The organism is Leclercia sp. CFBP8987 (genome assembly GCF_034044995.2).
GTDB classification, from domain to species: Bacteria; Pseudomonadota; Gammaproteobacteria; order Enterobacterales; family Enterobacteriaceae; genus Enterobacter; species Enterobacter tamurae.
Window position 1 is genome coordinate 2,620,687 of sequence record NZ_CM188255.1, and the last position, 16,482, is coordinate 2,637,168.

General features: G+C 55.2%; 15 protein-coding genes and 1 pseudogene. 7 read left to right on the forward strand and 9 right to left on the reverse strand.

All coding sequences use genetic code 11. The features are described 5' to 3' along the window. Positions 1 to 134: 134 nt before the first annotated feature. The 3 genes from nifJ to SOM40_RS12560 all read left to right on the forward strand — a co-directional run bounded on the left by nifJ (position 135) and on the right by SOM40_RS12560 (position 5,518). Entirely contained in the window at positions 135 to 3,659 is a 3,525-nt protein-coding gene (nifJ, locus tag SOM40_RS12550; protein ID WP_320530069.1) for a pyruvate:ferredoxin (flavodoxin) oxidoreductase, read from the forward strand. A 400-nt stretch (positions 3,660 to 4,059) separates the two neighbouring features. Beyond that, positions 4,060 to 5,169: a porin OmpC gene (gene ompC / locus SOM40_RS12555; protein WP_261645367.1), complete on the forward strand. Its 1,110-nt coding sequence runs from the start codon at positions 4,060 to 4,062 to the stop codon at positions 5,167 to 5,169. Between the two features lie 136 nt (positions 5,170 to 5,305). Next, entirely contained in the window at positions 5,306 to 5,518 is a 213-nt protein-coding gene (locus SOM40_RS12560) for a KTSC domain-containing protein (protein ID WP_106993083.1), read from the forward strand. 45 nt (positions 5,519 to 5,563) lie between these two features. On the opposite strand, the gene SOM40_RS12565 is transcribed toward SOM40_RS12560, so the two are convergent. The 3 genes from SOM40_RS12565 to SOM40_RS12575 form a co-directional block, all read right to left on the reverse strand. Then, positions 5,564 to 5,977, reverse strand: coding sequence for a GFA family protein (locus SOM40_RS12565; protein ID WP_106993084.1), 414 nt, complete (start codon positions 5,975 to 5,977; stop codon positions 5,564 to 5,566). A gap of 97 nt (positions 5,978 to 6,074) precedes the next feature. Continuing rightward, positions 6,075 to 6,581: a hypothetical protein gene (locus tag SOM40_RS12570; RefSeq protein ID WP_312079629.1), complete on the reverse strand. Its 507-nt coding sequence runs from the start codon at positions 6,579 to 6,581 to the stop codon at positions 6,075 to 6,077. Between the two features lie 228 nt (positions 6,582 to 6,809). After that, positions 6,810 to 6,887 (reverse strand): hypothetical protein, encoded by a 78-nt coding sequence (locus SOM40_RS12575; RefSeq protein ID WP_225759512.1) that lies wholly within the window; start codon positions 6,885 to 6,887, stop codon positions 6,810 to 6,812. A 33-nt stretch (positions 6,888 to 6,920) separates the two neighbouring features. On the opposite strand from SOM40_RS12575, the pseudogene SOM40_RS12580 reads away from it, so the two are divergent. Beyond that, a pseudogene (locus SOM40_RS12580) lies at positions 6,921 to 7,025 on the forward strand (hypothetical protein); the annotation flags it as partial. A 74-nt stretch (positions 7,026 to 7,099) separates the two neighbouring features. After that, positions 7,100 to 8,035, forward strand: a complete 936-nt coding sequence (gene ttcA, locus SOM40_RS12585) for a tRNA 2-thiocytidine(32) synthetase TtcA (RefSeq protein ID WP_106993087.1) — start codon at positions 7,100 to 7,102, stop codon at positions 8,033 to 8,035. A gap of 45 nt (positions 8,036 to 8,080) precedes the next feature. On the opposite strand, the gene dbpA is transcribed toward ttcA, so the two are convergent. From dbpA to SOM40_RS12605, 4 genes are all read right to left on the reverse strand, one after another. After that, positions 8,081 to 9,454 (reverse strand): ATP-dependent RNA helicase DbpA, encoded by a 1,374-nt coding sequence (gene dbpA / locus SOM40_RS12590; protein ID WP_106993088.1) that lies wholly within the window; start codon positions 9,452 to 9,454, stop codon positions 8,081 to 8,083. Positions 9,455 to 9,482: 28 nt separating this feature from the next. Then, the gene (gene ynaL, locus SOM40_RS12595; protein ID WP_269468323.1) at positions 9,483 to 9,659 is read right to left on the reverse strand and encodes a proline-rich small protein YnaL; all 177 of its coding nucleotides are present in this window, start codon (positions 9,657 to 9,659) and stop codon (positions 9,483 to 9,485) included. A gap of 281 nt (positions 9,660 to 9,940) precedes the next feature. Continuing rightward, entirely contained in the window at positions 9,941 to 10,924 is a 984-nt protein-coding gene (gene zntB, locus SOM40_RS12600; RefSeq protein WP_106993091.1) for a zinc transporter ZntB, read from the reverse strand. Positions 10,925 to 11,093: 169 nt separating this feature from the next. Further along, positions 11,094 to 12,212, reverse strand: a complete 1,119-nt coding sequence (locus tag SOM40_RS12605; protein ID WP_261645369.1) for a methyl-accepting chemotaxis protein — start codon at positions 12,210 to 12,212, stop codon at positions 11,094 to 11,096. A 601-nt stretch (positions 12,213 to 12,813) separates the two neighbouring features. Between SOM40_RS12605 and SOM40_RS12610 the strand changes: the two genes are divergently transcribed. Further along, on the forward strand, positions 12,814 to 14,046 hold the full coding sequence (locus SOM40_RS12610; protein ID WP_261645370.1) for a diguanylate cyclase domain-containing protein: 1,233 nt from the start codon (positions 12,814 to 12,816) through the stop codon (positions 14,044 to 14,046). A 44-nt stretch (positions 14,047 to 14,090) separates the two neighbouring features. Beyond that, the gene (locus SOM40_RS12615; protein ID WP_166182634.1) at positions 14,091 to 14,657 is read left to right on the forward strand and encodes a DJ-1/PfpI family protein; all 567 of its coding nucleotides are present in this window, start codon (positions 14,091 to 14,093) and stop codon (positions 14,655 to 14,657) included. Positions 14,658 to 14,686: 29 nt separating this feature from the next. Here the strand turns inward: SOM40_RS12615 and SOM40_RS12620 are convergent, their stop codons facing one another. Together SOM40_RS12620 and SOM40_RS12625 are read right to left on the reverse strand one after the other, a co-directional pair. Next, on the reverse strand, positions 14,687 to 15,166 hold the full coding sequence (locus SOM40_RS12620; protein ID WP_261645371.1) for a hypothetical protein: 480 nt from the start codon (positions 15,164 to 15,166) through the stop codon (positions 14,687 to 14,689). 27 nt (positions 15,167 to 15,193) lie between these two features. Then, positions 15,194 to 16,471 (reverse strand): VasL domain-containing protein, encoded by a 1,278-nt coding sequence (locus SOM40_RS12625; protein WP_320530070.1) that lies wholly within the window; start codon positions 16,469 to 16,471, stop codon positions 15,194 to 15,196. Between the last annotated feature and the right edge of the window lie 11 nt (positions 16,472 to 16,482).

Consider the following 16,482-nt stretch of genomic DNA (forward strand, 5'->3'; position numbering starts at 1 on the left):
CATTGATGGCATTAATAAGCAGGACACAAAAGCGAAAATCGTTTCAGCGGGCCTTTGCTAAAATAAAAAGATAACTACAGGACGCGTCGAAGTATTACGGGTCCCTTTTTCTTTGCGCAATGTAAGGGTGTCATATGCAAACTATTGACGGGAATGGCGCAGTCGCGTCCGTCGCGTTTCGCACCAGTGAAGTGATCGCCATTTATCCCATTACACCCAGCTCAACCATGGCTGAACAGGCGGATGCCTGGGCCGGAAACGGGCTGAAGAACGTCTGGGGCGATGTCCCTCGCGTGGTCGAAATGCAGTCAGAAGCCGGGGCGATTGCTACCGTCCACGGCGCGCTGCAGACCGGGGCGCTGTCCACCTCCTTCACCTCGTCGCAGGGGTTGCTGCTGATGATCCCGACGCTGTACAAGCTGGCGGGACAGCTCACCCCCTTCGTGCTGCACGTCGCAGCGCGCACCATCGCCACCCACGCCCTGTCGATTTTTGGCGATCACTCCGATGTGATGGCCGTCCGCCAGACCGGCTGCGCCCTGCTCTGTTCCGCCAGCGTGCAGGAGGCGCAGGATTTTGCCCTCATCTCCCATATGGCGACGCTGAAAAGCCAGGTGCCGTTTATCCATTTCTTCGACGGGTTCCGTACCTCGCACGAGATTAACAAGATCGTGTCGATTTCCGACGACACCATCCGCAGCCTGCTCCCGCAGGCGGAGATTGACGCCCACCGCGCCCGCGCACTGAATCCGGAACATCCGGTGATCCGCGGCACCTCCGCCAACCCGGATACCTACTTCCAGTCCCGGGAAGCTACCAACCCGTGGTACAACGCGGTCTATGACCACGTAGAGCAGGCGATGACCGATTTTGCCGCCGCCACCGGACGCGAGTACAGACCGTTCGAGTATTACGGCCATCCGCAGGCGGAGCGCGTGATTGTGATCATGGGGTCGGCCATCGGTACCTGTGAAGAGGTGGTGGATGAACTGCTGAGCCGGGGTGAAAAAGTCGGCGTGCTGAAAGTGCGCCTGTATCGCCCGTTCTCCGCGAAACACCTGCTGGCGGTGCTGCCGGAAAGTGCACGGTCGGTGGCGGTGCTGGATCGCACCAAAGAGCCGGGCGCCCAGGCCGAGCCGCTCTATCTGGACGTGATGACCGCTCTGGCCGAGGCCTTCAACGGCGGCGAGCGCGAGACCCTGCCGCGGGTGATTGGCGGACGCTATGGCCTCTCCTCCAAAGAGTTCGGTCCGGAGTGCGTGCTGGCGATCTTCAACGAGCTGAGCGCTGCAAAGCCGAAGCCGCGCTTCACCGTCGGTATCTATGACGATGTGACCAATCTGTCGCTGTCGTTGCCGGAAAATACCCTGCCCTCCACCGCGAAGCTGGAAGCGCTGTTTTACGGTCTGGGCAGCGACGGCAGCGTCTCGGCCACCAAAAACAACATCAAGATCATCGGTAACTCCACGCCGTGGTATGCCCAGGGCTATTTCGTCTATGACTCGAAGAAAGCCGGGGGCCTGACGGTTTCCCACCTGCGCGTCAGCGAGCAGCCGATCCGCTCGGCATATCTGGTCTCACAGGCCGATTTCGTCGGCTGCCACCAGCTGCAGTTTATCGACAAATATCAGATGGCCGAGCGCCTGAAACCGGGCGGGATATTCCTGCTCAATACCCCCTACAGTGCCGATGAGGTCTGGGGGCGGCTGCCGCAGGAAGTACAGGCGGTGCTGAACCAGAAAAAAGCCAAATTCTATATCGTTAATGCGGCAAAAATCGCCCGTGAGTGCGGCCTGGCGGCACGTATTAACACCGTTATGCAGATGGCGTTTTTCCATCTGACGAAGATCCTGCCAGGCGACAGCGCCCTGATGGAACTCCAGGGCGCGATCGCCAAAAGCTACAGCAGCAAAGGCCAGGAGCTGGTGGAACGCAACTGGCAGGCGCTGGCCTTGGCGCGGGAGTCGCTGGCGGAAGTGCCGTTGCAACCGGTGAATGCTCACAGCCCGAACCGCCCGCCGGTGGTTTCCGATGCCGCCCCGGATTTTGTCAAAACCGTTACCGCCGCGATGCTGGCCGGTCTGGGCGATGCCCTACCCGTCTCCGCCCTGCCGCCGGACGGCACCTGGCCGATGGGGACCACCCGCTGGGAAAAACGCAATATCGCCGAAGCGATCCCGATCTGGAAAGAGGAGCTGTGCACCCAGTGTAACCACTGCGTGGCGGCCTGCCCGCACTCCGCGATCCGCGCCAAAGTCGTCTCGCCTGAGGCGATGGAGAGCGCTCCGGCCAGCCTGCACTCGCTGGATGTGAAATCCCGCGACATGCGCGGCCAGAAATATGTCCTGCAGGTGGCACCGGAAGATTGCACCGGCTGTAACCTGTGCGTGGAAGTCTGCCCGGCGAAAGATCGCCAGAACCCGGAGATCAAGGCCATCAATATGATGTCGCGCCTTGAGCATGTGGAAGAGGAGAAGGTGAATTATGACTTCTTCCTCGACCTGCCGGAAATCGATCGCAACAGCCTCGAGCGCATTGATATTCGTACCTCGCAGCTGATCACCCCGCTGTTCGAATACTCAGGGGCCTGTTCCGGCTGCGGCGAAACGCCGTACATCAAGCTGCTGACCCAGCTGTATGGCGACCGGATGCTGATCGCCAACGCCACCGGCTGTTCGTCGATTTATGGCGGCAACCTGCCGTCAACGCCGTACACCACCGATGCTAATGGTCGCGGGCCGGCGTGGGCGAACTCGCTGTTTGAGGATAACGCCGAGTTTGGCCTGGGCTTCCGCCTGACGGTGGATCAGCACCGGGTGCGCGTGATGCGTCTGCTGGAACAGTTTACCGACAACATACCGGCCGAGCTCAACAGCGCCCTGCACAGCGAGGCCACGCCGGACGTGCGCCGTCAGCAGGTGGCGGAGCTGCGTCAGCATCTGGCGGGCGTTGACGGCGCTGAGCAGCTGTTAACCGATGCCGATGCGCTGGTCGAGAAATCGATCTGGCTGATTGGCGGTGACGGCTGGGCGTATGACATCGGCTTTGGCGGGCTGGATCATGTCCTGAGCCTGACCGAGAACGTCAACATTCTGGTGCTGGATACCCAGTGTTACTCCAATACCGGCGGCCAGGCGTCAAAAGCGACGCCGCTGGGGGCGGTAACCAAGTTTGGCGAGCATGGCAAACGCAAGGCGCGCAAAGATTTGGGGGTCAGCATGATGATGTACGGTCATGTGTATGTGGCGCAGATCTCGCTGGGCGCGCAGCTCAACCAGACCGTGAAGGCGATTCAGGAGGCGGAAGCCTATCCGGGTCCGTCGCTGATCATCGCCTACAGCCCATGCGAGGAGCACGGCTACGATCTGGCCCTGAGCCACGATCAGATGCGCCAGCTGACGGCTACCGGCTTCTGGCCGCTGTATCGCTTCGACCCGCGTCGTGCCGATGAGGGCAAGCTGCCGCTGGCGCTGGACTCCCGTCCACCGTCGGATGCGCTGGCAGAGACGCTGATGCAGGAGCAGCGCTTCCGTCGCCTCAACGCCCAGCAGCCTGAAGTGGCAGAGCAGCTGTGGAAAGATGCAGCCGCCGATCTGCAAAAACGCTACGACTTCCTGGCGCAGCTAGCCGGAAAAGCCGAAAAGTCGGCCAGCGAATAACACGTATAGCCCGGCATGTCCGGGCTTTTCTTTGGCTATAAAAAAACCCGCCAGGAAAGTACTGGCGGGTGATCCTGTTCAGCAATAAATAGCAGTTATGAATCAGAAAAGTATTTATCAAATAAACGGACAAAAATACTACAGGCATATAACAAACCAGAGTCTACTGAGTTTATTGAGAAATGAGTAATTTTTGTTTTATATAGTTTTATTTAATGCATTCACTGAACTTATGATTATTTCACTGGCAGCAAATACTTGAGATTTCACTTAATTGGTAACAATTATGCTTTATCGCTGGAAGGAAGAGTGATTTAGCATGTGACCACTTTCCAACGCAGAAAGTTCAATGGAAAGTTTAAAAATATTAAATATAAAAACAGCATAAGGAATAGTCACAATGCAAAGAAAAGTACTGGCTCTGATGATCCCTGCCCTGTTAATGGCAGGCGCAGCAAATGCCGCTGAAATTTATAATAAGGACGGCAACAAATTAGATCTTTACGGTAAAGTTGACGGTCTGCACTATTTCTCCGACGACAGCAGTGCTGACGGCGACCAGACATATATGCGTATCGGCTTTAAAGGCGAAACCCAGATCAACGATATGCTCACCGGTTACGGCCAGTGGGAATATAATATTCAGGCAAACAACACCGAAGGTTCATCAAATCAGTCCTGGACCCGTCTGGCGTTTGCTGGTCTGAAATTCGATCAGTACGGTTCCTTCGATTATGGCCGTAACTACGGCGTGCTGTACGACGTGGAAGGCTGGACCGATATGCTGCCAGAGTTCGGCGGCGACACCTACACCAAAGCCGATAACTTCATGACCGGTCGCGCGAACGGCGTGGCGACCTACCGTAACAGCGATTTCTTCGGCATGGTTGAAGGCCTGAACGTCGCCCTGCAGTACCAGGGTAACAACGAAGACAGCGGTAACGGTAACGAAGGCACCAACAACGGCCGTGACGTACGTCATGAGAACGGCGACGGTTTCGGTATCTCCACCTCCTACGACTTCGGTATGGGCTTCAGCGCGGCGGCGGCCTACACCTCTTCTGACCGTACCAATGCACAGGTTAACGAAACCACCGCAGGCGGCGACAAAGCGGACGCATGGACTACTGGTCTGAAATACGACGCCAACAACATCTACCTGGCAGCCATGTACTCTGAAACCCGTAACATGACCCCGTACGGCGACCAGGCTGACGCGGTAGCAAACAAAACCCAGAACTTCGAAGTAACGGCTCAGTACCAGTTTGATTCCGGCCTGCGTCCGGTGGTTTCTTACCTGCAGTCTAAAGGTAAAGACCTGGGCAACGGTCAGGGCGATCAGGATCTGGTTAAATATGCTGAAGTCGGTGCGGTTTACTACTTCAACAAAAATATGTCCACCTACGTTGATTACAAAATCAACCTGCTGGACGAAGACGAGCAGTTCTACAAAGACAATGGCATCGGCACCGATGACATCGTCGCCGTCGGTCTGGTTTACCAGTTCTGATGAAATTAGCCCGCGTTACGGCGCGGGCTAACGCTTTATATCCCTTGCCGCCTTACCTTCAAATTTTGTTGCGCCGCTTAACCTTTCTGATACAAGATAAATCTTATGTCTGCCCGGCTGTAGAGGACTCGCTATCGTGAACCACCATTCTGTTAAATCTTCGCGCATCGCCTCGATTGCCTACGATACAAGCAACGAGACGCTGGAAGTCCGTTTTCGGGATCACAGCGCCTGGCAATATCAGTCCGTGCCTGTGCGTATTTTTAACGATTTCCTGAGCGTGGTTTCAAAGGGACGTTTCTATGACGGGGTAGTGAAAGGCAAATTCAAAGAGAGAAAAATTGCCTGATCGCACATCCGCTGTGCCTATGACCTGCCCTGATAAATGGCTGCCCTAGCTGTCGGTCGCGCGATAGCTCAGCACACCGGCCACACCGCCACCCCCGTCGTTAGGGTGGTGTCTTCCCTCCATCACCAGCACCTCCGGGAAATCAAACGGCGAGACCCCCTCAAGGCAGGCGACGTTGACGCCATACTGATCCGGCGTTGAACGACGCTGGTGGAAGGTGTAAATCCCGCAGACCGAACAAAAATAGTGCACTGCCGCCCGGGTGTTAAACCGATACTCGGTCAGCAGCGACGCGCCCTGAATAATGTCCAGCCCGGATAACGGCGCGGAGACCGCGATTGCCCCACGCATCCGGCAGAACGAGCAGTTACAACGCCGGATAGTGTTGAACCCGTCCGAGAGTTCAACGGTAAACCTGACCGCACCACAGTGGCACTGGCCAGAGACTTTATTTGCCATAACTGGCTCCTTTCCGATAAGCATGACTCGCCTGAACGGCGTGACGGAACGCCGCGTACCGGCTAAGTGTAAGCCAGCCTCCCCCCCTGCGCCGTTATCAGCGGCGGCTAAATTCCTGCGCGCTCTTTTTCAGCCAGGCCTCCTGAAAGAGTTGTTCTGAGTAGGTGAGTTTCATGACGGGTGCTAAATACGGGGCATCGAGCTCGATTAAATCATTTTCATTCTGGTATTTGGCGTATTTGTCACCGGCGAAAGAGATCTGTTTTTTCAGCGCCACATATTTATGCTCGAGCATACTCTCAACTTCATCAAATCGTGTCTTATCCAGCTCAAGCATAATCGCGGTGATCCTTCCCGCTTGATTGAAGATAACCGCATTATTTTTTGCGCCCTCTAATCCCAGTTCATTATTGGGAATAGAGAAAATATCACCGTCGCTCCACTTACTGCGCCCCTCATGCTGGGCGGAAGGATAGGCTTTAATGAACTGCTGCAGCGTGGTTTTACCTAACGTCAGCCCCATCGCCGTGGTATCTGCTTTTGCGGATGAAAATACTGCCAGTAAAACAAACATACCTATCAGTAATTGCCACTGTTTACCCATCGTTAGCACCTCATCGTATCAGTCGTGTTTTTGCTGACCATCGCCTTCAGTACCTGTCTCTTCTCTATCGTACAGAATTGATCTTCAACAACACATGGGCCTTTTTGATGAGTATGTAAGGCCGATACAGCACTACTTACTGAGCGCCGTCAGGATGGCGCGGGCCGGGATGAAAGCATGAAAAAGCCACCAGCGAATGCCGGTGGCGTGGGCATGACGCACGGTCAGCTATTTTTTGACGGGTTGGGGCTTTTTATCGCCCGACTCCGGGGCCTCGCGTGGGTCATCTTTTTCAACATACTGCATGACTACCTCCCGTTTTCGTGGATGGACTACAACTATAGCGTCTATTGTTTAAAACCAGCCAGGCGGCAGGCGTTTGCTGTAAAACGTGCTGACATTCACCGCCGTAATCCGTACCATACACGCCATACTTTTTCATGTTGACCTGCTGCCCCCCATCTTAACGGTGGGCCGCCTGGGCGGCTTTAGCCACAAACGAATTGAGCCACTATTAAATGTCGCAAAATCAAGAAATTACCAAGAAAGACCAGTACAACCTCAACAAACTGCAAAAGCGTCTGCGCCGTAACGTCGGCGAAGCCATTGCGGATTACAACATGATTGAAGAAGGCGACCGCATCATGGTCTGCCTGTCTGGCGGCAAAGACAGTTACACCCTGCTCGAAATCCTGCGCAATCTTCAGCAAAGCGCACCGGTCAATTTCTCATTAATTGCCGTCAACCTGGATCAGAAGCAGCCAGGATTCCCGGAACATATCCTGCCGGAATATCTGGAGCAGTTGGGCGTTGAGTACAAAATTGTCGAAGAGAACACCTACGGCATCGTCAAAGAGAAGATCCCAGAAGGCAAAACCACCTGCTCGCTCTGCTCCCGCCTGCGTCGTGGCATTCTGTATCGCACGGCTACCGAGCTGGGCGCGACCAAAATTGCTCTCGGTCACCACCGGGATGACATCTTACAGACGCTGTTCCTGAACATGTTCTACGGCGGCAAAATGAAAGGCATGCCACCGAAGCTGATGAGCGATGACGGGAAGCACATTGTGATCCGTCCCCTTGCCTACTGCCGCGAGAAGGACATCGAGCGTTTTTCCGAGGCGAAAGCCTTCCCGATCATTCCGTGCAACCTGTGTGGCTCCCAGCCAAACCTGCAGCGTCAGGTGATTGGCGATATGCTGCGCGACTGGGACAAACGTTATCCGGGCCGCATCGAGACCATGTTCAGCGCGATGCAGAACGTGGTGCCTTCGCACCTGAGCGATATCAACCTGTTTGATTTCAAAGGGATTAAGCACGGTTCAGAAGTGGTGAACGGTGGCGATCTGGCATTCGATCGCGAAGAGATCCCGATGCAGCCAGCGGGCTGGCAGCCGGAAGAAGATGACACTCAGCTGGACGAGATGCGTCTGAACGTTATTGAAGTGAAGTAATCGTTAAGCGTCTCAGCGATCGCGCTGAGACGCTCTCCCGCCCGCTTATTTCAGCAGACGAACCTTGCAGGTTTTACCTTTAATCTTGCCGTTTTGCAGCTGTTTCCACGCTTTTTGTGCCACTGACTGACGCACCGCCACATACACGTGCGCCGGATGTACCGCGATTTTGCCGATATCAGCACCATCCAGCCCAATATCACCCGTCAGCGCGCCCAGCACATCACCCGGACGCATTTTGGCTTTTTTACCGCCGTCGATACAGAGCGTCGCCATCCCGGCAACCAGCGGCACAACGCTGACGTTGGCCGGAGCATCGACCCAGTTGAGCTTAATTTGCAGCATTTCCGCCAGGATATTGGCGCGCTGCGCCTCTTCCGGGGCGCAGAAGCTGATCGCCAGACCGCTGTTACCGGCCCGGGCAGTACGGCCGATACGGTGAACGTGAACTTCCGGATCCCACGCCAGCTCGTAGTTCACCACCAGCTCGAGGGATTTGATGTCCAGACCGCGGGCGGCCACGTCGGTCGCCACCAGCACGCGGGCGCTACCGTTGGCAAAACGCACCAGGGTCTGATCGCGATCGCGCTGCTCCAGGTCACCATGCAGGGAAAGCGCGCTCTGCCCGGCCTCGGTCAGGGCATCGCACACCGCCTGACAATCTTTTTTGGTGTTGCAGAACACCACGCAGGAGGCTGGCTGATGCACGCTGAGCAGCTTTTGCAGCAGCGGAATTTTGCCTCGTTGGGTGGTATCGAAGAACTGCTGTTCAATTGCCGGCAGCGCGTCGACGGTGTCGATTTCGATGGCGATCGGGTTTTGCTGCACGCGGCCGCTGATGGCGGCAATCGCCTCTGGCCAGGTGGCAGAGAACAGCATGGTCTGACGCGACGGCGGTGCGAAACGGGTCACCTCGTCGATGGCCTCGCTAAAGCCCATATCCAGCATCCGGTCAGCTTCGTCCAGCACCAGCGTCTGCAGCGCGTCGAGGGAGACGGTGCCCTTTTGCAGGTGATCGAGCAAACGCCCCGGCGTGGCGACGATGATGTGCGGCGCATGCAGCAACGAGTCGCGCTGGGCGCCGAACGGCTGACCACCGCAGAGGGTTAAAATTTTGGTGTTGGGCAGAAAACGCGCCAGACGACGTAACTCAGCCGCGACCTGATCCGCCAGCTCGCGCGTCGGGCAAAGCACCAGAGACTGGGTCTTATAAAGGGTGGCGTCGATATGCTGTAACAGCCCGAGGCCAAACGTTGCCGTTTTGCCACTGCCGGTTTTCGCCTGTACGCGGACATCGCGTCCTTCCAGGATCGCTGGCAGGGCGGCAGCTTGTACAGGGGTCATCGTCAGGTAACCCAACTCGTTAAGGTTATCGAGTTGGGCGGCAGGCAGTACGTTCAGCGTTGAAAAAGCAGTCACAGTTATTCTCGCGGTAAAAGACACACAGTCAGCAGGCGCGTATCCTCGCAGATCTCCGCCTCTGATGCGACATTTTAATGGGCACTTCATCCGGTGGCGGATCCGGCATCGGCTGTGGGCGTGGGATCGGTTCGGGAACAGGCACCGGATCGGTGGGGACCGGGTCCGATTGCCGCGTCTGTTGCAGCAGCAGTGTTAAAAGCATGCTCATATTACCCTCCAGAAGAGCGGGATGACTCTTTTAGGGTAGTCGCTGCTGGGTTGCAGGCAAAAAAAAGCCGACTTATTTAAGTCGGCGTCGTACGAATCAATTTTGCTATGCAGTAATTCAAAAAAGGAAGTAAGACAATATGGAGCGCAACGCCCATCGCTTGACGTTGCATTCACCTGCGGAAGAGATATTGCACCTTATGGGTAAAGGGTTTATTGACCTCGCTCAATTAAAATGGTGTTTCAGACCTGCCAGAACGACAAAATTGTGCAAATTTACAACCATTTACTGCGATGTAACCACCATGCAACACCACCTATTAAAACCACTAACATGATGCAAAACAGTGAGAAGCCAAAGCGGAATTCCCCGCCGGGGATCCCCCCGAGATTGACACCAAATAGCCCGGTTAAGAAGGTGCTGGGCAGAAAGACCATCGCCATCAGCGACATGGTGTAGGTTCGGCGGGAGAGCGACTCCTGCATAACCTGGGCGATTTCGTCGGTCAGTATCGCGGTACGGGCAATACAGGCGTCAATTTCATCGAGGCCGCGCCCGAGCCGGTCGGCAATATCCTGCATTCTGCGGCGCTGATCGTCATTCATCCAGGGAAGACGTTCACTCGCCAGCCGGGCATAAACATCGCGCTGCGGGGCCATGTAGCGGCGCATGACGATCAGCTGTTTGCGCAGCAGCGCGAGGAAGCCGCGAGGGGGAATGACCTGATCGATCAGGTTATCCTCCAGATCGATAATTTTGTCGTGCAGCTCTTCAATAAACTCGCTGGCATGATCGGTGAGCGCGTCGCAGACATCCACCAGCCAGCCACCGCAATCGCCCGGACCGGTGCCCTCTTTTAAATCCCCGACGACATCGTCCAGCGCCAGCACTTTTCGCTGGCGGGTGGAGACAATCAGCCGCTCATCCATATAAACGCGCATCGCCACCAGCTGATCCGGCCGCTCATCGGTGCTACCATTAATACAGCGCAGAGTAATGAGCGTCCCCTCGCCCATGCGGGTCACGCGCGGGCGCAGGCTTTCTCCGGCCAGCGCGTCGCGGACGTTATTGGGCAATAACGGGGTTGAGGCCAGCCAGTGAGCGCTCTCCGGCTGGGTATAGTTCAGGTGCAGCCAGCAGGGATGTTGCTGATCGATAACGTCATTGTTGGTGAGCGGTCTTGCCCCGCCTTTACCGTCGAGTATCCACGCAAAAACTGCGTCAGGAACGTTAACTTCCGATCCTTTTAAGCCTTCCACAGCGCCTCCGCCAGTAGCTGTTCTTTGCTGTCAGTCTAGCCACCCCGGCAGGTTAAGCAACCATTTCCCTCGCCATCGCGCTGAATTTATTCATAAAAGAGACTATTCCTGAATGGAACCTAGCGTACAAAAAAGCCTGGCGAACCAGGCTCTTATATCTGTTGTGATATCAGGCTCGCGCGGGTTTGAACTGCCCATCGTATAGTGATGCCGGTTCCAGATGGAAGTTTCGCGTGCGGGCCTGCAGCTCAACTACCTGATTTTTCAGCACCGCCGAGGAGCCGGACAGCTCCTCCACCATCCCCACATTACTCTGGGTGACGTTTTCCAGATCGGTTAACGCCTGAGTGATCTGCGCGATGCCCTTCTCCTGTTCATAGGTTGAAGTGGAGATCTCATCCATCAGTTTGCTGACCTGCCCGGAGCCGCTGACGATCTCCTGCATGTTCTTCTCGGCTTCAGCGACGACCATCGCCCCCTGGTTGACGTTGCTGCTGGTAACGGCGATCAGGGATTTGATGCTTTTTGCCGCCTCGGCACTGCGATGCGCCAGGCTACGCACTTCCCCGGCCACGACGGAGAAGCCTTTGCCATGGTCACCGGCGCGGGCCGCTTCGACCGCCGCATTGAGCGCCAGTATATTGGTCTGGAAGGCGATACCGTCGATCATGGTGATGATCTCGGTCATCTGCTGAGCGCATTCGGTGATGGAGTTCATGTTGGTGGCGACCTGCCCCATTAGCTCCCCGCCTTTCTGCGCCTGTCGGGTCGCCACGTTGGCCTTCTCGTTAGCAAGGCGGGTGTTATCGGCAGTGTTTTTAGTGGTGGCGGCCATCTGTTCCATACTGGCAGAGGTCTGGATCAGCGATGCGGACTGCAGCTCTGTTTTCGCCGCCAGGGCTGAACTGCGAGCGGCCAGTTGTTCAGATAGACTCATTGCGGTCGCAGAGGAAGAACGGATCTCGCGCACCAGCGTGGCGATGTTGCTCGACAGTGTGTTGATGCCCGGGATCAATCGCCCCGCGCAGTTATCACCAAATTCCGGGATCGTGACACCCAGATTGCCGGAGACCACCTCTTCTATGCTTCTCTTAACCGTATTGATGGGCACGACCAGGTATTGGGTCATGTAAACCCGCAGGAGCACGAACGCGACGACGAATAAAACATTAAGTGCAATTAACAAAGATGTTTGCGGTGCTAAAAGAATGACCATTCCATCAATTAACAGAAGCACAACTAATAGATAAGAAAGAATAAAGGTTCTTACGCTAATGTTTCTGAGCATAATATATCCCGCAGCGGTATTTTCATATGATAGGGAATATATAGCATTCTGATTTTAATTTTTCACCCTCATTTCGTAGAGACAATTTATTAATCTTAAAGGTTCTGGAATTTACCTTAAGGAGGAGATAAAACCTGTTTGAGCAGGACTCCCATGCATTAACATCTGACAAAAAGAAGATTGCATGCTTAACGCCTTGAAAAGTAGTGGCCCTGATTAATTATACACTTAAGCCGCACGCACGCTTTAAGGCTGTATTCGTTAGCCGGGCTTAAACTATTTTGTGTCGAATATGTTTTTATGATTTTTTTGAAAAAAGCCCTAATGTTTTCTTAACCTCAATCCGATACTAAACACATTTTCGCATAAAACAGCACTACCTTTCCTTCGGGCAGACAGAAAAATTAATTCAATCAATCAATGCTGCCGACCCGTTGAGAATAAAACTATTCCTGTTGGTAAAATTAATACGAATTTCATACGAATATCACAAAAAAATCCTGCCTGAGCGTATGAAGTAGAGTATGTTTCAAAGAAGCCCACGCGTTCCGCTCCGCCGTGGTTCTCAGACATTTGATGTGCCGATAAATGAGACTGAGCTATGTCGCCTACAGGGTTTGCTGCACTGGATATGCTTAAAACGCCCGTATGGGTGGTATCCCCGGTTACGGAGGATCTCCTGTTCGCCAATACGGCCGCAAAAAAGATTATGCAGGATGCGACGCTTGACAGCCTGCGCAAAGGGGTCTGCTCGGCACATGCCCAGGCAACGCTTGCGATGTATGTGCCCGATTTAAAAACCCAGCAAGAGATCATCGAGATCTGGAGCGTGCTGGTCAATAACCAGCAGACCAGCCTCAGTTGCCGACTCTCGCTGGCCGTGTTTGACAGCTGTGGTGAGGTGATTATTTTTGAGGGCATTGCCCGACAGCCGGTCACGGGCCTCAAGGCCACCAGCTCTGGCACCTATCAACGCAAAAAACAGGGGTTCTACGCCCGCTTTTTCCAGACCAACAGTGCGCCAATGCTGTTAATCGATCCCGCCCGGGACGGTCAGCTGGTTGATGCCAATCTCGCGGCTCTCAATTTTTATGGCTACACCCATGAGGAGATGTGCAGCAAGCACACCTGGGAGATCAATACCCTCGGGCGCAATATCATGCCGGTGATGACGGAGATCTCACGCCTGCCCGGCGGCCATAAGCCGCTCAACTTTGTCCATCGCCTGGCTGACGGCTCCACCCGACATGTACAGACCTATGCCGGCCCGATTGAGATCTACGGCGATAAACTGATGTTGTGCATCATTCACGATATTACCGAGCAAAAACGGCTCGAGCAGGAGCTGGAACACGCCGCGCTACGCGATTCGTTAACCGGGCTGCTTAATCGCCGCCAGTTTTATCACCTTACCGATCAGGCCTCACCGAATCATCTTCCGGCCCAGCAGGAGTTCAGCCTGCTGCTGGTGGACACGGACCACTTTAAACGCATTAATGATGTGTTTGGGCATCAAAAAGGGGATGAGGTGTTGATTGCCCTCTCGCGGATGCTGGAAAGCTGTTGTCGGAAGGATGATTACGTTTTCCGCTGGGGTGGCGAGGAGTTTGTGCTGCTGCTGCCCCGCACGTCGCTGGACGCGGCAATGCAGATCGCTGAAACCCTGCGTGCGGCGATCGCCCGCATTTCCATTCCCGGCCTGCCCCGCTTTACCGTCAGCATTGGGGTGGCGCGGCATAACCCGGATGAGAGTATTGACGATCTGTTTAAGCGCGTGGACGATGCGCTGTATCGCGCCAAGAATGATGGTCGTAATAAAGTGCTGGCGGCGTGATGTCGCCATCTGTCTTTCAATATATTCCTTGAGGAGTGGTTAAGATGAGCAAGAAGATTTTGATGCTGGTCGGGGATTACGCTGAAGATTACGAAACGATGGTGCCGTTTCAGGCACTACAGATGATTGGCCATCAGGTTGATGCGGTCTGTCCTGACAAAGCCAAAGGTGACTTTATCATGACGGCGATCCATGATTTTGACGGCGCCCAGACCTACAGCGAGAAGCCAGGCCATCGCTTTATTCTCAACGCCAATTTCGCTGATGTGAAAGAAGAGGATTATGACGCCCTGTTAATTCCGGGCGGACGGGCGCCGGAATATCTACGGCTGAACGAGCAGGTCATTAAACTGGTTCAGGCCTTTGACCAGGCGCGTAAACCGATTGCCGCCGTGTGCCATGGCGCTCAATTACTGGCTGCCGCTGATGTTCTGAAGGGACGCACCTGCAGCGCCTATCCAGCCTGCGCGCCAGAAGTCCGACTCAGCGGCGGGTACTATGCCGACATCGGTATCGATGAGGCGTATGTCGATGATAATCTGGTGACCGCCCCCGCCTGGCCTGCGCATCCGCAGTGGCTGGCGAAATTTGCTGAACTGTTGCAGAAGTAGGCCCGCCAGAGAGTTGACAGGCTCGGGCTTCACGCCAGCCTGTCAACAGCCTCAAAAAACAGCGCTTCCGTCATAATGACGTTATCTCTGGCGCTCTGATATTGACGCCGAATAAACCATCCGGTCTCTGGCGCCATGCTCAGATAAAAGACCTGCCTGATATCGGGCGCATCGACATGCAGGATCACAATGCCCGTTTCGGAGCCATTCCAGAGCTGCTCCGGAAGAAGTCGGACGCTACGATCACCGTTCTGTAACTGGATCGCGGTGATGTCATACCGATATATTCCGCTGTTCAGGCTGTAGCCCACCGCGCTCAGGTCATGGAGGTGTCTGGTGGAAAATGTCACCTCAATTCCGGAACCCGCAAACCACTGGCTTATTTGCTGCGCAAGTTCATCCATTCGGGAGCAGAATGCCCTGACCTCTGCGTCAGCGGATTTTTTGCCCGACGTAACTCTGTTGTTTTTGTCCTGCACTTTTTTAAAAAAACGTTCTCTGGCTGACACGTTGTCGTCCTTGTCATCTTTTCGGCTTTATTCAGTCTGGATTGATTTCAGCGCAGCCCAGGAGGCAATTAGCTGTTGCAGATGCTGTTCCACCTGGCGTTGCCGGACGGCGTTACTGTCCTGCTCTGCGGGGAGCTCAGAGAGCTGACGCAACTGCTCCTCTACCGGCACGGTGCGATTCAGCGACTGCATGATGGCGAACACCGCCGATTTCAGTTCGCTGACCGTCATGTATTTACCTTTCTGCTGATCCAGGGCGTTAAGCCGGTTCGCCAGCTGCTCAAGCTGCGTCATTCCCTGATGCCAGCCGGTCAGGTTTTCCGGTGCCAGGGCAATAGCCGCCTTCTGCTGTTGCCACTGCTGCGCCAGGCCTTTGCCCTGCTCCGGCCACTGCATAAGTACCTGCTGCACGAGGCTATCGCCATAGCTAAGAGCCCAGTCCGGCTTTAACTGCAATAACTGCTGTGTCTGGCGAATAACAGCCTCAGGTGACTGAGGCGGCTGTCGCCGATCGTTAGAAAGCGTTGTGGCAATCTGTTCCTGGACAGGGTCAGGCTGGCGCAGCATCTCCCATCCCCATGCCAGGGTTCCAGCCAGCACCAGCATGGTCGCCATACCAGCGGCAAAAGGCTTCCAGGGTTGCGCGGGGGACAGGTATTCCGGAAGCGGTTCAGGATCAGGTACATACGTACTTTCAACGCACTCTGTTACCTCACCGGGCGTGTCGCTGACAGGGTGCGACGATTCAACCGGCGCAATAAGCGCCTTATCACAACTGGGTTCTCTGTTTTCCAGCCGTGCCGCCGCGTTATGGATATGGGTCCGCAGGATGTCGAGCTGGCTGACCGGCGTTAATTCCAGACGCTGTAATTCCACGTCCAGCACGTGCAGGTATTCTTCCGCCTGATTCAGTTGGCTGATGTCGTCATATGCCGGGGAGTGGGAGCGCAGAACCTGCCTGAGCCGTTTGCTGAGCGTGCCGAGAATATCCATCCGGGCAGGCACCGGTTGCGGCCACAGATTGCTCCATTGTCGGGTGATAAGCGCCACCAGAGTCCCCAGCCCATCGTTCAGACCAGACAGCCCGGCCAGGTGTGCGCGAGCGAGGGTGTACCAGGCGGCGGTTTGAAGGTCTACACCGTTGTGTTCAAACAGCGCCAGGCAGAGGTTTTCTGCCTGCTGCCAGTTCACATCCGGACGCGCCGGATGAGTCAGTTTGTTCATTTCATTACGCAAAGCAGCAAAATCCGCAAGCGTGCGCGGGTCGCCACCGGTTTTAAGGTGGCGCTCAGAGAGAGTTATCATGAGGGTTCAGC

Bases quoted from the DNA above. Each gene is read 5' to 3' on its own strand.
- SOM40_RS12570 (WP_312079629.1), bottom strand. From the start codon at position 6,581: ATGGGTAAACAGTGGCAATTACTGATAGGTATGTTTGTTTTACTGGCA.
- nifJ (WP_320530069.1), top strand. From the start codon at position 135: ATGCAAACTATTGACGGGAATGGCGCAGTCGCGTCCGTCGCGTTTCGC.
- ttcA (WP_106993087.1), top strand. From the start codon at position 7,100: ATGTCGCAAAATCAAGAAATTACCAAGAAAGACCAGTACAACCTCAAC.
- SOM40_RS12610 (WP_261645370.1), top strand. From the start codon at position 12,814: ATGTCGCCTACAGGGTTTGCTGCACTGGATATGCTTAAAACGCCCGTA.
- SOM40_RS12605 (WP_261645369.1), bottom strand. From the start codon at position 12,212: ATGCTCAGAAACATTAGCGTAAGAACCTTTATTCTTTCTTATCTATTA.
- ompC (WP_261645367.1), top strand. From the start codon at position 4,060: ATGCAAAGAAAAGTACTGGCTCTGATGATCCCTGCCCTGTTAATGGCA.
- SOM40_RS12625 (WP_320530070.1), bottom strand. From the start codon at position 16,471: ATGATAACTCTCTCTGAGCGCCACCTTAAAACCGGTGGCGACCCGCGC.
- SOM40_RS12565 (WP_106993084.1), bottom strand. From the start codon at position 5,977: ATGGCAAATAAAGTCTCTGGCCAGTGCCACTGTGGTGCGGTCAGGTTT.
- ynaL (WP_269468323.1), bottom strand. From the start codon at position 9,659: ATGCTTTTAACACTGCTGCTGCAACAGACGCGGCAATCGGACCCGGTC.
- SOM40_RS12575 (WP_225759512.1), bottom strand. From the start codon at position 6,887: ATGCAGTATGTTGAAAAAGATGACCCACGCGAGGCCCCGGAGTCGGGC.
- SOM40_RS12615 (WP_166182634.1), top strand. From the start codon at position 14,091: ATGAGCAAGAAGATTTTGATGCTGGTCGGGGATTACGCTGAAGATTAC.